Consider the following 15,393-nt stretch of genomic DNA (forward strand, 5'->3'; position numbering starts at 1 on the left):
TACAAGATCAGAAAACGATACGGTTGTTATCTGTTTCAGTAAGTTAGCATGACAAATTTTTTATGACTGCCAATCCTACCTCAGCTCAAGCCGTCAGATCAGTTATTAATCAGCACGTCTCCCACAACGCCCCATTGCCGGCTGAAGGAATTGTTCCAGCTTGAACTGGAGGTTTTGATGTACCAGGTACCATTACCTGGGCGCCACACGGCCATATCTGCTTTGCTATCTCCATCAAAGTCTGTGTTTGCCAGCGGCACATCATTAACCTGACCCCATTGGCGACTGAAGCTGTCTTGCCAATCCGAGGATGAGGTTTTTACATACCAGGTGCCATTGGATGGACGCCAGACGGCCATGTCATCAATGCCATCGCCATCGAAGTCTGTGTTGACGATTGGCGTATCACCGTATAAGCCCCACTGAACACTGAAACTGTCATTCCAATTGGAGCTGGAGGTTCTGATATACCAGGTTCCATTACTGGGACGCCATACCGCAATGTCGGCTTTTCCGTCACCATCAAAGTCACTGTTCATCAATGGAACGTCCCCTATCAGCCCCCACTGTCGAGTGAAGGCAGATGCCCAACCGGAGGATGAGGTCCGAACCAGCCAGTTACCGTCACTGGGACGCCATACCACCATATCGTCAATACCATCACCATCAAAATCAGATTGTGTAATCGGAGTGTCACCCGCCATTCCATGCGCCACGGATACATTGGTGTTCCAGCCGGATGAAGAGGTCTTGATATACCAGATGCCATTTGCAGGTCTCCAGACACCCATATCGCTGCGACCATCACCATCGAAATCGGAATTACCCAAAGTAATGTCACCCGCCTGACCCCACTGCACAGAAAAAGAGTCATTCCAGTTCGAAGCTGAGGTTCGGACATACCAGACACCATCACTGGGCCGCCATACCGCCATATCGTTAATATCATCACCATCAAAATCAGCATTCTTGATAGGCACATCGTTTACAAGCCCCCATTGCCGACTGAATGAGTATGTCCAGACGGAAGAGGATGTCTGGACATACCAGACCCCATCACTGGGTCGCCAAACCACCATATCGGTCTTACCGTCATGATCAAAGTCATTGTCAGCCACAACATTGACGGCCAATACCGAAACCGCTGCCACACTGGTTGTGAGTAGAAGCTTGTGAAAAATGGAACTTGAAAATCGCGGTGTGAGTAAATCTGAGGACATAAACTTCTCCATTGAGCGCTCATTGTGATTGAGTATTCTGCTGACATATCAAGAAATGATATGAGTGGGCAGCTACTCTACTACACGCGCGCAGAGACTGGACTTCAGTCATTAGTCGTAAAGCCGCACAGTTCTGGAGCAACCTTAGAATGAGATTGCCTGACATTTGGCAAACAAAGGGCACCGCACTATTGCTCGGAACTTAATACTTCCAACCCGCCAGTAATCGGCAGATAAATATCATTAAAACCCGGAATAACATGCCACTCAGGAGAGATATCAATAACATCAATATTCACGCCAACTTTCAAAACCTTGTTTTCAGCGGCGGCTGATTCAGAAGTATCCAGCGCAGTGAGTGTCAAACTGAAAACCCCAACATTATTGTCTTCATTGCGTTCTGGTCCGCTAATCGTAATCTCCCAAATAGCTGATCCCAAGCTTCGACCGAAGCGCAATAGATTAAAAGTTGCCACGAAACATCTGTCAGAGAGACAGGTTGATATCCGCCAAATATTGACTGCGTAGAACGAACTTTAAACAATCGGCTTATTCGATACCTTTTATAGACATCAATACAATATTACTCTTAACTCATTCATTCCAAACAATACGACTCAGATCAATATTTCCTTAACAATATCTCTCTCATGAATGATTCTGATTATCATATTTTTTTGAACGACAGATCTGAATTTTTTAATAAAACAATCATTTTTAACTGCTCTACAGCAGTGCATAAATTTTTTAACTGAAAAAGTAATGATCCTATCCAGCTCAAGTTTTGAGCACACAGGTAATTAGTAACGCAACAGTTTAGGGCATCCAAAAACTTCATACTAAAGGGGGAGTTCTTTTCGCCGAATTTTTGAAACATAGTGAAGATATGGTTTAGCTCACTTTGTCGTAATACCAATTATGTGAGGGCAAGATGAAAAAAGATATTGCGGTCATTGGCATTGGTTCCTTTTTTCCAGATGCGCCCGATACCCGACATTTCTGGTCAAACATCCTGAACAAAAAAGATAGCATTATCGATATCCCCGAGCTCTACTGGGAGCTGGAGGATTTTTATGATTCTGATCCTTCCGCGCGCGACAAAACCTACGGCAAAAAAGCAGGTGTTGTTGACGCCGTTGAATTCGACTCACTGGAATTTGGCATCCCACCGAAACTCATGGAGTCCATTTCCGTCGATCAGCTGTTTGCGCTCCTGGTCGCCAGACAGGCACTGATGGATGCCAATTTGTTAGGCAGTCAATCAAAACCGTTCAATCGGGAAAAAGCCGGCGTCATTCTGGGAGCAGCGATTGGTAAAACGGCTTTCAGTCTCAGTCACCGCTTGCAGGCACCTCGACTGCGAAAAATCATCCTCAACAGTGGTGTTCCAGAGGCTGTTGCCAATCACATCATAGAACGCATTCAGGACTCTGAACTCGATTGGAGCGAAGCCTCGAATCCTGGTTATCTGGCCAACATTGTCGCTGGCAGAATCGCCAACCGGTTTGATTTTGGTGGTACCAATTCCACGGTGGATGCCGCCTGTGCCAGCAGTCTCTCAGCGATCAAATACGCGGTACAGGAACTCATTACCGGCGAGTGCGATATTGTGCTGACAGGCGGCGTGAACCTCGACTGCTCTGATTTCTCTTTTGTGTCTTTCAGCAAAACGCCGGCCATTTCCAAATCCAACCATTGCCGCCCGTTTGACGCTGATTCTGATGGCATGCTACTGGGTGATGGCATCGGCATGATGGTACTGAAACGTCTTGACGATGCCGAACGGGACAACGATCGAGTCTATGCAGTGCTCAAGGGCATCGGCTCATCCAGTGACGGCAAGGTCATGAGTATTTACGCGCCCAACACCCAAGGGCAGTTGAAGGCACTGCATCGGGCTTATGAAAATGCACAGGTCGAACCGTGTTCTGTCGGATTGATCGAAGCACACGGTACCGGAACACCCGCGGGCGACAAATGCGAAGTTGAAACGTTGACCCAATTTTTTTCCACTCATGAAACGCCGGCCAGACAGATTGCACTGGGCAGTGTAAAAAGCCAGATCGGTCATGCCCGTCTGGCTGCCGGTGCTGCTGGAATGATCAAAGCCATTCTGGCGCTACACCATAAAATTCTGCCGCCGATGATTAACGTCACCCAACCGGCGGATAAACTGGCGCAGGATAACTCACCTTTTTACGTAATCTCTGAAAGTCGTCCGTGGATCGTTAATCAGCGCACCCCGGCGCGTCGGGCCGGCGTCAGCGCTTTTGGTTTTGGTGGTACCAATTTCCATATCGTGTTGGAAGAATATCAAAAAGACCATGAGGCACCGTACCGACTGACTGAACTTCCAAGGGAAATACTGTTATCTGCAGATACCAAAACAGACTTAATGACGCTGATCAGAACTGGGTTGGAACCTGACGCCGATGACACCTCTTTTGCCCACTGGCTCGATACTCTGTCCACCGCACCGGTCAGTCACGAATCTCCCCGTCTGGGATTTGTAGCGGAGCACCTGCAACAGGCAAAAGAGCTGTTGACCCAGGCACTCAAACACCTGGAACAGCGTACCACCAGCGAGTGGGAAACTCCGGACGGCATTTATTTTCGCGAGGCGTCATATCCTCATCGAGATAAAATTGTGGCGCTGTTTCCGGGTCAGGGATCGCAGTATCCACACATGCTCAAGTCCCTTGTGGAAAACTATCCGGAACTTCGATCTTTTCTGGAACTGGCCGATAATCTGAACCTGAGCCATCAACGGCCGGCGCTGTCCGATATTCTGTACCCCATATCAATGTACGATCCATCCAGGGAACAGGCATGGTTATCATCCATTCATCAAACTGAAAACACCCAGCCGGCCCTGGGCGCACTTTCGGCCGGTCTGTTTTCCATATGCCGGAAACGCGGTCTGAATCCGGCCTTTTTTGTCGGTCATAGTTTCGGAGAACTGACTGCACTCTGGGCCGCAGGTGCGATGACTGACCGCGACTTTCTGGAAATTGCCGGTAAACGCGGCGAGCTCATGCAACAGGCTGGCGGGCAGAATAACCCTGGAGCCATGCTGGCAGTGATTGCGGATAAAAGCAGCATCGAAGAGATCGTGGCATCCATTCCGGATCTTCATATCGCCAATATGAATTCTCCACAGCAGACGGTGTTATCCGGTTCGATAGCGGCCATCGAACAGGCTGAACAGCAGTTAAAGGCATTTGCCACCAGTCGGCTGCCGGTATCTGCAGCGTTCCATTCTCCGGCCATGAAACCCGCACAAACAGAAATGGAACATTTTCTGGCTGACAAGGCATTTCATCCATTAACCGCGCAAGTATTCGCTAACGCCAATGGCCAGTGCTACCCGCAAAAAACCCGAGAGATCAAAGACCGTTTCGTTTCCCAGATAACCTCACCGGTTGAATTTATCCGCACCATCGAAAACGTTTATCAGGCGGGTGGCCGGTTGTTTGTGGAGATCGGCCCCAAACGGGTACTGGCCACATTGGTCGAAAAAATACTGGGCGACAGAGAGTTTCAGACCATCAGTCTGAATCCGTCCCCTAAAATCTCTGCAGAACTGCAACTGCGACAGGCTTTGATAAAATTAAAAGTACTGGGCGTCGCCCTGTCAGACGATCCATACGCGATTAAAACCACACCTGCACCCGCCAAAAAACAAAGTCCGGCCATTTTCACCGTTGACCCCACGGTCTTTTTTACCAAAGAGACACGCGCAAGGATCACTGAGGCCGTCGAGAAAAAAGATGATCTGGTGTTAGTGACTGCGGCAAACACCCCGCCGGAAAAAGTCCGGGAGCATAACCATGTTCACCCGGAGCCCAACCATGTGGTCAACATCAAGGAGGTTTCTGTGGACAAACCACTAACAACATCCGACTTAACTGTCATCGATAACATCCAGCAGCTCAATGGTAAAGTACTTCAGCAATTTTTAAAAAATCAGGGCGAACAGATCGATATATTAAAAATTCTGGCCAACAAAACGGCGGACCCGATACTCGACAGGCAACTGGGACTGATGGAAAGTTTCCAACAGAACAGTTTTCAGGCGTACAGTGCATTCTTCAACGAACAAAGCAGGTTGATGGGTACATCGGACAGCCGTCCGACATTACAAAATGCCACCACGCGACCATCATCTCTATCCCATCACACCGCAGACAACATCCTCAAACCAGATATCAGTACTGCACCGATCAATCACTCACCTGCCGAGCAGAGCGTGTCTTCATCTGTCGCCAATCGCTCAACAAGCACCACCACGTTTAAAACCGCTGAGCCGGTCAGTAACGTCACCCCGGTATCTGTGAGCACTACAATTCCATCTGTTCCTGACAACAACGTTCTCAGCCGGATACTGTTTAGCATTATCAGTGATAAAACCGGATACCCGGAAGATATGCTGGAAGCGGATATGAACCTGGAATCTGATCTGGGTATTGATTCGATCAAGCGGGTGGAAATTTTTTCCGCCTTAAATGAAGCACTGGAAGGAGGCATTCATAAGGAAGATGTCGAGGCCCTGGCCAGTTTGAGCACCATTCTGGACATTACCGGTTATCTTGCTAACCGAAGTAGTGCCCAGGCTGAAAGACATGCCCCATCTGCGCCACAGAGCACAAATGCTTCAGTATCACCTCACTCCGCCGGCCAGATGAACTACCGGAAAATACTGTTTACCATCATCAGTGATAAAACCGGCTATCCGGAAGACATGCTTGAAACGGACATGAATCTGGAGTCTGATCTCGGTATCGATTCGATTAAACGGGTGGAAATTTTTTCCGCTCTCAATGACGCCATGGCTTCCGGTATCCATAAAGAGGATGTGGAAGCACTGGCAAACCTGACAACCATCGAAGAGATCATTGCTTATCTGACTCAGACCAGCGACACCCAGTCTTCCGTCACGACACCGGCACCGGCATCTGTGAATCCAATAGCTACACCTCCACTGCCATCCGACAGCGGACACCTGAAAACGCTGTTCATGCAAATCATCAGCGATAAAACCGGCTATCCCGGTGACATGCTGAGTGTTGATATGGATCTTGAATCGGATCTCGGAATCGACTCCATCAAGCGGGTGGAAATTTTCTCCGCGCTCAACGAACAACTGCCTTCAGGATTATCGCGTGAAGACGTGGAAGCGCTGAGTGGTATTTCCAATATCGACGGCATTATCAGTTATCTTGCTACGGGAACATCGACTGACAGCGAACAACCGATACCGCAGGAGCGTTTTATAAAACGCTACGAAGTGGTGCCATCGGAATGCCCCTTGGCCGGCACCGGAGTCTCACGTATCAAACCGGGATCGACCATCATCCTGTTTTCTGAGGGCTCCGAACTCACCGAGATACTTGCCCAAGAACTCCTGCTACTCGGCAGTCAACCGATCATCATCGCCTGGCAAGAACAGACCTTTGACTTTCAAAACATTAATGAATCCTGCGCCGTTATAGAGCTGACCGGCAGCAACGAAACGCACTTTGAAGAGGCATTCAAAATTGTGAGCGGATTGACCCATGAGATACATGGCATGCTGTATCTGATGCCGGTTCATAATCCGGAAAATCGCTGGGAATCCGTCTGGGATCGCCAGATCGCTGCAATGGTTCGAGGTGCGTTCTTTGCCGCCAAATATTTTTACCATACTGCGCTGGCAAACCTGACGCCTGAAGAACATGACTCAAGATTCTTCATGGCGCTGACACGTATTGATGGAAAACTCGGCGCCGGCGACCAGTTCAATGGACGCTTCACCCAGGGTGGTTTATTCGGTTTGATGAAATCCATCAAACAAGAGTGGGAGCGGGTTTTTTGCCATGCTGTCGATATAGATCCGGATTGTTCCGCAATCGATGTGGCAGATATCGTATTCAAAGAGTTAGCCGCCATCGAAAGCAATACCCATGAAACCGGCTGGAAAAACGGACAACGTATCACCCTGAGATTAAACGAACACTATCGCCATCAACCGGGCACATTATCACCCACAGAAAAAGATTTCTTTTTTGTACCGGGTGGCGGCAGAGGTATCACTGCGGAATGTGTTAAAGGCATGGCCCGTACATTCAAATGTCGGTTCCTGCTGATGGGCCGGACAAAGTTGAGCACAACGTTGCCAGCATGGGCACTGGACAGTAGTGATAAAACCACGATGCGCCAGAAACTGATGGCTGCATACAAGGAGCGCGGTGAGCCTGTTAAACCGGCCGAACTGGACGCTCTGATCACGGATGTTCTCAATCAACAGGAAATTAAAGATACATTACAGTTCATCAAGGACGCCGGTGGTGATGCCATGTACTTCAGCGGTGATATCACCGACGAAACAGAGGTCAAATCGATTCTCGCCAAAGCCCAGACAGGCTGGGGTCCGGTCACCGGTTTTATCCATGGCGCCGGAGTGCTGGCGGATAAAAAGATTCAACGTAAAACAGAAGCGGATTACGAAGGCGTTTTCAACACCAAAGTCGTTGGCCTGCAAACGGTCCTGCAAGCTCTTGACCCGGCAAAACTCCGGTTTTTAATGTTTTTCAGTTCCATTGCCGGTTTCTTTGGCAGTGGCGGACAATGTGACTACTCCATGGCTAACGAAGTACTCAACAAATTTGCCTTCGCCTTTCAACGGCAATACCCGGACAGCGCGGTGTGCTCGATCAACTGGGGACCCTGGGCCGGAGGAATGGTGACCGACACCCTCAAACTGATTCTGGAAACCAGCGGCGTTCACATCCTACCAATCGATACCGGCGTGCAGTATCTGCTCGATGAACTGACCATGAACAGCGGTACCCAGGTCAATGAAATCGTGATCAACGGAACCGACACCATGCGACCGGCCCAGGCGGAAGTTAAAACTCAGGCAAAAGCCGATATGGCATAACGGCATCAAGGGCACGAGAGAGATGGAAAAGATTGCGATACTGGGCATTGGCTGCCTGTTTCCGGGAAATACGGACAAGGATGCATTCTGGCAAAGCCTGCTTGAAAACCAGACCTTAACCGGCACCGACAAATATGCCGACCGGGTCATCGAACGGGGTCAGCTCAAGCCTTACCAGGGTGATTTTGATGACTGTAATATCGATCAGGAAGAAATAAATGCACTGGGGGAAATATACAAATGGAGTCTCGCAGTCGCCCGTGATGCTCTGAAAGATTGTGGTTATCTGAATAACCATGAAGTACTGCAGAAAACCGGAATGGTGATGGGCACACTGAGCATGCCGGTGAAAGAAGATGCCGATATGATTGCAGATTTTATATCTGCCAGTAGCCGCATCCAGATGGAAGGTCTGGTTGAAAATAGCTGCATACCATTACAGCTGAACAACAAATCCGGCGTCATCGATCCGGTTCCCGGTTTCTCTGACAGCGACCCTCCGAGTGTCACCGCCAAAGCACTTGGACTTGGCGGCCCGGTGTTTTCCTTTAACGCCGCCTGCGCCACCCCCTTGTACAGTTTTAAACTGGCATCCTATTACCTGCAGAATCGACTTGCCGATGTCATGATTGCCGGTTCCCATTGTTATAACGAGCTGGTCATTGGCAATTGCGGTTTATTCGATCTGCTCGGGGTCTTGTGTGATGACGGTGAAAGTCGCCCGCTGGATAAATCATCGAAAGGATTGATTGCCGGCTCCGGGGCAGGAGCCTTTGTATTAAAACGGCTGGATGATGCGATCCGCGATAATGACCCAATTCTGGCAGTCGTCGAGTCTATCGGCTGGTCAAATGACGGCGGTACCAAGGCCATTCTTGCGCCCTCCAGAGAAGGACAGACCTGGGCCTTTCAGGACGCCTATCGTGACGGCGTTGCGAATGACATAGACTATATCGAGTGCCACGCAACCGGAACACGTGCCGGGGATCTGGAAGAGCTGGAATCCATCGCCGCATTTTTCGCCAGTGATACGCCCCTGATCGGTGCCACCAAAGGCACCACCGGCCACTTCTTCACCGGTTCCGCCAATGCCTCCATCACCAAAGTCATTCTGGCCATGCAACACGGAATCATTCCGGCCACCTTGCGCATCGATGATCCGGTTATTCCCGGCAATGGAACCTTGAGCGCTCACCATTATGTGCGCAGCAATACTCCCTGGCCAACAAAAGACCGGGCTAAAAGAGCCGGAATCAATGCCTTCGGTTTTGGTGGCATTAATGCCCATCTGGTATTACGGGAATTTATTCCTGAAGAGCACATTCACCACACCAGCCATGAACCGCCCGAACACCAGCGGCTGGCCATTACCGGTTTGGGCCTCAGGATCGGACCGATAGCATCAACCAAAGAATTTTTCTATTCTCTGGCCGCTGGTCGGCCGGCATTTACCAAGGTCGATGAAAAGCGTTGGCGTAGTCTGGAAAAAGATTCAGACTTTTTGCAACAGATTGATTTTACCGAGCTTCCGAAAGGTGCCTATGTCAACGATTTCGATTTTGATTTTTTAAAATTCAAACTGCCTCCCAAAGACAATCCCTATCTGATACGACGTGATTTGTTATTACTTGATGTGGCCGCCCAGGCGCTGGAAACGGCACAAATCGACGTTGGCCAGGAACCGCGAACAGCGGTCATCGTCAACTGCGCTCATGATTTTTCCGACTGCCATTTCATGGGTGTGGAAGAAAACCGGGCAGATCTTCTCCATGCGCTGGACCAGGGAACACCACCACTGACCGAAGCCCAAAAAAAAGAGTTGCTGCAGGTACTCCGAGAGATTGAACTTGATCGTGAAACACCCAACACGGTACCGGGCATCATCCCCAATATCAGGGCCAACCGCATCTCCTCTCATTGGAAGTTTCAAGGCCCGTCTTTCATCGTCATAGACCGCGAAAACGGTTTTACCAGAGCCCTTGAGTTAGCACGCTTTCTATTGAGTGAAAAGTCAATGGATGCCGTGGTCATCGGTTCTGTGGACTTTGCCGGTGAACTCGAACACCTCTACGTACAAAAAGCGAAAGGCAATTTGCCGCGCATGTTAACCACCGGTATTGGTGAAGGTGCCACAGCAGTGGTACTAAGACGACCAGAAGATGCCATAAAACGCGGCGATAAAATCTATGCGTTTATTGATGGCATGGCAACCACATCCGGAAGCCGCTTGTCAGATAACCATAGCGCCGAACAGGCTACTGAAGAGTGCCTGCAACAGGCCATCTCGGAAGCGGGTATCTGCAAAGGGGAAATTGGTTACCTGGAAGCACCATTGCACTACTCACTCGAGGTTGCAAAACAGGTTGAACAGCACTATGCGACACGACACCCGGAACTGATCTCCCCGACCGATTTTGAGACTGGCAGTCTCGATCAGATCACCGGTTACACGTTTACGTTATCGATGCCGCTGGCATTGATCAAAAATGCCTTGCAGCTGTTTTATCGGGTTAAATTCCCGGCCGATAGCACGACGACCCTCAGGCCCTGGATGCCTGGTGGACAAAAACGGGTTGCCGCAATGAGTGCATTTCGTGACGATGGCAACATGTCGCATCTGTTACTGTCGGAAGCACCGGTGACAACTTCCAGCTGTCAAAACCGACAGGGCAATTTCAACCGCTATTTACTGACGGTCACCGGGACCGATGAACAGACCATCACTAACGGGCTGATGCAACTGCATCAACAGTTGTCTGATACCAAAACCATTCCTGCTTACGGCGAGCCGGAAAGGCAACGGCTGACTCGGGAAATGGCTTTGAAAAATACCGTCATCGCAGTTTTATGCGGCAACAGCTATCAGCAGTTTATCTCTGAAATTGAACAGCTCAAAGCCCGGCTGCCGGTTATTTTCCAAACCCGCCAGGACTGGCAATCCAAAGCTGGCAGCTACTTTTCTCCCACGCCATTTGGTGCTGAAGTTAAAAGTGCCTGGATGAGCCCTCCCGGACGGATGATCAATCATCAGTTCAGTTGCGACTTGTTGTACCATTTTCCGTTTTTACGAAAAATCAGCGAGGCCACTGCCGAATTGCTGGACACGGAATCCGGCGACAAAACCCAGTTCACCCGATCAGTACTGAACAGCTCTTTCAGAGATTATTTCTTTGAGTTTGAGTTATCGAAAATGACCGTTTCGGTTCTGAAGTCCATGTCTTTGAAACCCGATCTCGTCATTGGTGCCAGCGTCGGCGAACTGGTGCTGCCAAATGCCCTGGATGGCTTTGTAGTCGACTCGCCCAAGTCATCAATCCTGATTGATGAGCTGCCCTTTCTGTCACAGCTCGACAGTTATACCCACATGCTGAAACAGTCGTCGAGCCTGGAGCGGTACTTCCACGAACCGATTACCAAGTGGGAAAGCTGGTATGTGAAAGCGCCGCTCGAACAGGTACAGGCACAGGTTGATCAGCATCGCAAAGTATTTATCAGCATCATCGGCTCACCGAACGATGTCATCATTGCCGGTGAAAGCGCAGGTTGTCAGCAGGTGATCGAAACGATCGATGGCTTTGCTTTACCACTGGATGAAGATGCCTTCGTTCATACCCCGGTGGCGGAACAATTCCGGGATCAGATTCTGGCGATGGAATCTGACTCAAACATCAAGGTCAACCCCGACAATGGTTTTAACATTTACAACAGTTTTGATGGTCAGCCCCTGGGCCCGGAGCCTGCGGATTTTCAACACTATTTTGCCAACATCCTGACCCGACGGGTGGATTTCAGACAAGTTACAGAAAATGCCTATCAAAACGGTGCCCGTATTTTCATAAACGTCGGTACCAATGAATTGTGCGCCCGTTGGGCCAATGAAACACTGAAAGATAAAAATGCACTGGTGCTTTCATTTACCGTTAATAACGAGCCCCTTGAACAATCTTTGTTCAAAATGGCAGCGGCGCTGATCTCGCACAAACAACCCATTAATTTCGGGGAATTCTTTGCCGATACTCCCGTGACTCATCAGGCAACCTTGATACGCAGAATCACAACCGGCCTGCCACCGTATGGCAAAGCGTTCTGGTCACCCGAAAACCGTCAGCGTATTTTGAATGCCGGCGCATCTTTGTCTTCCGCCACAAGTTCCTCAGCCCCCTTACCTTCGCCGGTTGAATCCCAACCGGTTCGAGAAAAACCTCGCACCGGCAATCCAATACCACCCGTTAGCCGGCCAACAAAATCGCAGCCTTCTCCCGAGGTAGTACTTGAGAGCAGCTTGCCCACACTCGGTAACTCCAACGCGCTGACGCGATTTATCTCTACTGCATTGCGACAGAATGCAGAAGCCAGTCTGCTGTACCAACAGTCGGAAGCCAATCTGCTGGCGGCCTTCAAACAGGCGTTACTTCATGAGCCATCTGCCGCTCCGGCCAGCGAAACTCCGCAGTTTTATTTGTGGAACTATGAGCAGATTGTCGAGATGACTGATGGCAGGATGTCAAATGTACTCGGCCCGTTATATGAACCGGTGGATGCTTACCCGGTACGGGCGCGCATGCCATCACCACCGTTTTTGTTTGTCACACGGGTGCTAAATACCAATGTGGAATTTGGTCGCTATCAGCCCTGCCAGATTGAGTTTGAGTTTGATCTGAACCATGACAACCTGTTTCGTATCGGTGATGAAATAGCGTCCATTGTGTTTACGGAATCCGGTCAGATCGGCATTTTTCTGGTTGGACTGATTGGCATAGACATCACCTCAAACGGCAAATTGCGTTATCGGGTTGCGGATACCCTCACCACGTTCATTGATCACCCTCCCAGGATCGGTGAAACCATGCGCGGTGTTTATAAAATTACTTCGTTTGCCCGTAATGGCGACACCACGCTGCTGTTTTCGGATTTTGACTGTTACCATGAGAACAGACTGTTCCTGAGCGTCAAGTCTGTCGGTGGTTTCTTCACTAAAGAGGACATAGAGAACTCCAAGGGTATCGCTTCCCCCAGACAACACAGCCCCGGAACCAGACCAAAACACGCGGCACTGCCTTGCCATAACTGTGAAAAATCAGCATTCACGACAGAAGATATGACGCACTTCTACACCGGTGACCTGGTCCGCTGTTTCGGCAATACGTATTTCTCTATACCCGCGTTCAGTCAGGCGCTACCTGACCCGGCAACCTGGATGCTGGATCGGATTCTTAGCAGTCGCTTTGAAGGCGGTCAGTACGATCTTGGCGAAATCATTGCCGAAAAAGATCTATCCACAGATCACTGGGCCTTTGATGCCCATTTCAAAAATGATTCTGTTTTCCCAGGCAGTATGATGATTCTGGGTATTAACCAATTGTTTTTATTTCTCGCAATTCACTCAGGACTTTATCCCAAATACCAGCATCGGAAGCTTCGGACGGTCTACCATCAGGAAGTGAAAACATCTTTCAGAGGACAGATCAAACGCATGCCTTCCACCATAAAATACCATATGCATATTAAGGATATTAAAGATAATGACGGCTTCACCCTGACGGTGGACACCGACATCATCTGCAACGGGAAAATCATTTTGCGAGCTGAAAACTACACCTTAACTACCGGCCAACGTGAGTAACGATCCATGAATGTCAGAGAAGCAAAAAAAAAACCTTTTCACAGGCAGCAACCCTGTTCTGGACAGGTTATCCCACCGAACTGATCGCCGGTCAGAATGAACAGGCGGTTCTGACCGGGAATACCGAACCGTTGTTCGTCATCGAACATGAGGGCAAATTAACACTTGCCAATAGCGGTACTGTTTCAACCAGTGAAGGTACCGACAGTCAGCCGTGCCGGGCAGTCATTCCCGCGGTCCAGGCCGAAGATTTGGGCGATGCCGGTTTCAAACAATGTTATGGCACCCATTTGGCCTACATGGGTGGTGCCATGGCCAATGGTATTTCCAGCCCAGCCATGGTTATTGCACTGACTAGAGCCGGTGCGCTCGGATCTTATGGGTCAGGAGGCATGTCAATGGCTGCCATCGAAGACGCCATCAAAACCATTCAACAGGCCATTGGAGACAAACCGTTCGCAGTTAATCTGCTGCATCAGCCCGGTAACCCGGATAATGAACTGGCACTGGTGGAGCTGTTGTTAAAGTATGGAGTGAGAGTGCTCGAAGCTTCGGCATTTCTGACACTCTCACCCGCAATCATTTATTATCGCCTGTCGGGTCTGGGCACTTCGGCAGAGGGCAAGACTATCGTCAGAAACAGGATCATCGCCAAAATATCGCGACCAGAACTGGCAACCCTGTTTATGCAGCCGGCAGATCCCAAAATGGTTGCCGAACTGCTGGCCAGTGGTCTCATAAACCACGAACAGGCACAGTTGGCAAAACATATTCCGGTGGCTGATGACATTACCGTGGAAGCGGATTCCGGCGGTCATACCGATAATCGCCCATTGATCGCGTTGCTACCGGCCATTATCGCGTTAAGAGACCGATTGCAGGAACAGTACGGCTATCCGCAAACGGTCCGCATTGGTGCCGGTGGTGGCATCAGTACTCCGCAGGCAGCCCTGGCGGCTTTTCAAATGGGCGCGGCCTACATCGTGACCGGTTCAATCAATCAGGCTTGCGTGGAATCCGGTACCAGCGAACGGGTCCGGCAATTATTGGCACAGGCGGATATGGCCGATGTGGTGATGGCTCCCAGCGCCGATATGTTTGAAATGGGAGTCAAAGTTCAGGTACTCAAAAAAGGTACCATGTTTCCGATGAATGCACAGAAGCTGTATGAACTGTACCGGAGTTATCCATCCCTCGATGCCATTCCGGCGGAAGAACGATTAAAACTGGAGAAACGGATTCTTCGCAAAACCTGTGACGAGGTGTGGGTTGATGTGCAGGCGTTCTTTGGCCGCCTCGATCCCAAACAGTTACAGAAAGCCGCGCTGGACCCAAAACATAAAATGGCGCTGATCTTCCGTTGGTATCTTGGCAAATCCTCCGGCTGGGCCATCGGCGATGTTCCGGACCGCCATATGGATATGCAAATATGGTGTGGACCCGCCATGGGCGCATTTAATGCCTGGGTCAAAGACAGCTGCCTCGAATCACCGGAAAACCGTCAGGTTGCCGATGTCGCCCGACATATTGTCGATGGCGCCGCCTACCTTTATCGGATAAACCTGTTAAGGCAGACAGGTTTCAAGATGACCAACATCCGCGAAAACTATGTTCCACAACCACGTTAAGGA

General features: G+C 49.8%; 5 protein-coding genes. 3 read left to right on the plus strand and 2 right to left on the minus strand.

Translation table 11 applies throughout. The features are described 5' to 3' along the window. Nucleotides 1-98: 98 nt before the first annotated feature. Both YC6258_RS20745 and YC6258_RS20750 read right to left on the minus strand, forming a co-directional pair. Nucleotides 99-1,220, minus strand: a complete 1,122-nt coding sequence (locus tag YC6258_RS20745; RefSeq protein WP_052830450.1) for an FG-GAP repeat domain-containing protein — start codon at nucleotides 1,218-1,220, stop codon at nucleotides 99-101. Nucleotides 1,221-1,408: 188 nt separating this feature from the next. Continuing rightward, nucleotides 1,409-1,696, minus strand: a complete 288-nt coding sequence (locus YC6258_RS20750) for a hypothetical protein (protein WP_044618615.1) — start codon at nucleotides 1,694-1,696, stop codon at nucleotides 1,409-1,411. 455 nt (nucleotides 1,697-2,151) lie between these two features. On the opposite strand from YC6258_RS20750, the gene YC6258_RS20755 reads away from it, so the two are divergent. The 3 genes from YC6258_RS20755 to YC6258_RS20765 all read left to right on the plus strand — a co-directional run bounded on the left by YC6258_RS20755 (nucleotide 2,152) and on the right by YC6258_RS20765 (nucleotide 15,390). Then, nucleotides 2,152-8,139: a type I polyketide synthase gene (locus YC6258_RS20755; RefSeq protein ID WP_044618616.1), complete on the plus strand. Its 5,988-nt coding sequence runs from the start codon at nucleotides 2,152-2,154 to the stop codon at nucleotides 8,137-8,139. 22 nt (nucleotides 8,140-8,161) lie between these two features. After that, nucleotides 8,162-13,762, plus strand: coding sequence for a beta-ketoacyl synthase N-terminal-like domain-containing protein (locus YC6258_RS20760; protein WP_044618617.1), 5,601 nt, complete (start codon nucleotides 8,162-8,164; stop codon nucleotides 13,760-13,762). A 131-nt stretch (nucleotides 13,763-13,893) separates the two neighbouring features. Beyond that, nucleotides 13,894-15,390, plus strand: coding sequence for a PfaD family polyunsaturated fatty acid/polyketide biosynthesis protein (locus YC6258_RS20765; protein WP_169749004.1), 1,497 nt, complete (start codon nucleotides 13,894-13,896; stop codon nucleotides 15,388-15,390). The last annotated feature ends 3 nt before the right edge of the window (nucleotides 15,391-15,393 follow it).

It is taken from the genome of Gynuella sunshinyii YC6258, assembly GCF_000940805.1.
Taxonomy (GTDB): Bacteria; Pseudomonadota; Gammaproteobacteria; order Pseudomonadales; family Natronospirillaceae; genus Gynuella; species Gynuella sunshinyii.

What these genes read in the sequence shown, in the direction of transcription:
- YC6258_RS20745 (WP_052830450.1), bottom strand. Translation starts at nt 1,220, where the DNA reads ATGTCCTCAGATTTACTCACACCGCGATTTTCAAGTTCCATTTTTCAC.
- YC6258_RS20755 (WP_044618616.1), top strand. Translation starts at nt 2,152, where the DNA reads ATGAAAAAAGATATTGCGGTCATTGGCATTGGTTCCTTTTTTCCAGAT.
- YC6258_RS20760 (WP_044618617.1), top strand. Translation starts at nt 8,162, where the DNA reads ATGGAAAAGATTGCGATACTGGGCATTGGCTGCCTGTTTCCGGGAAAT.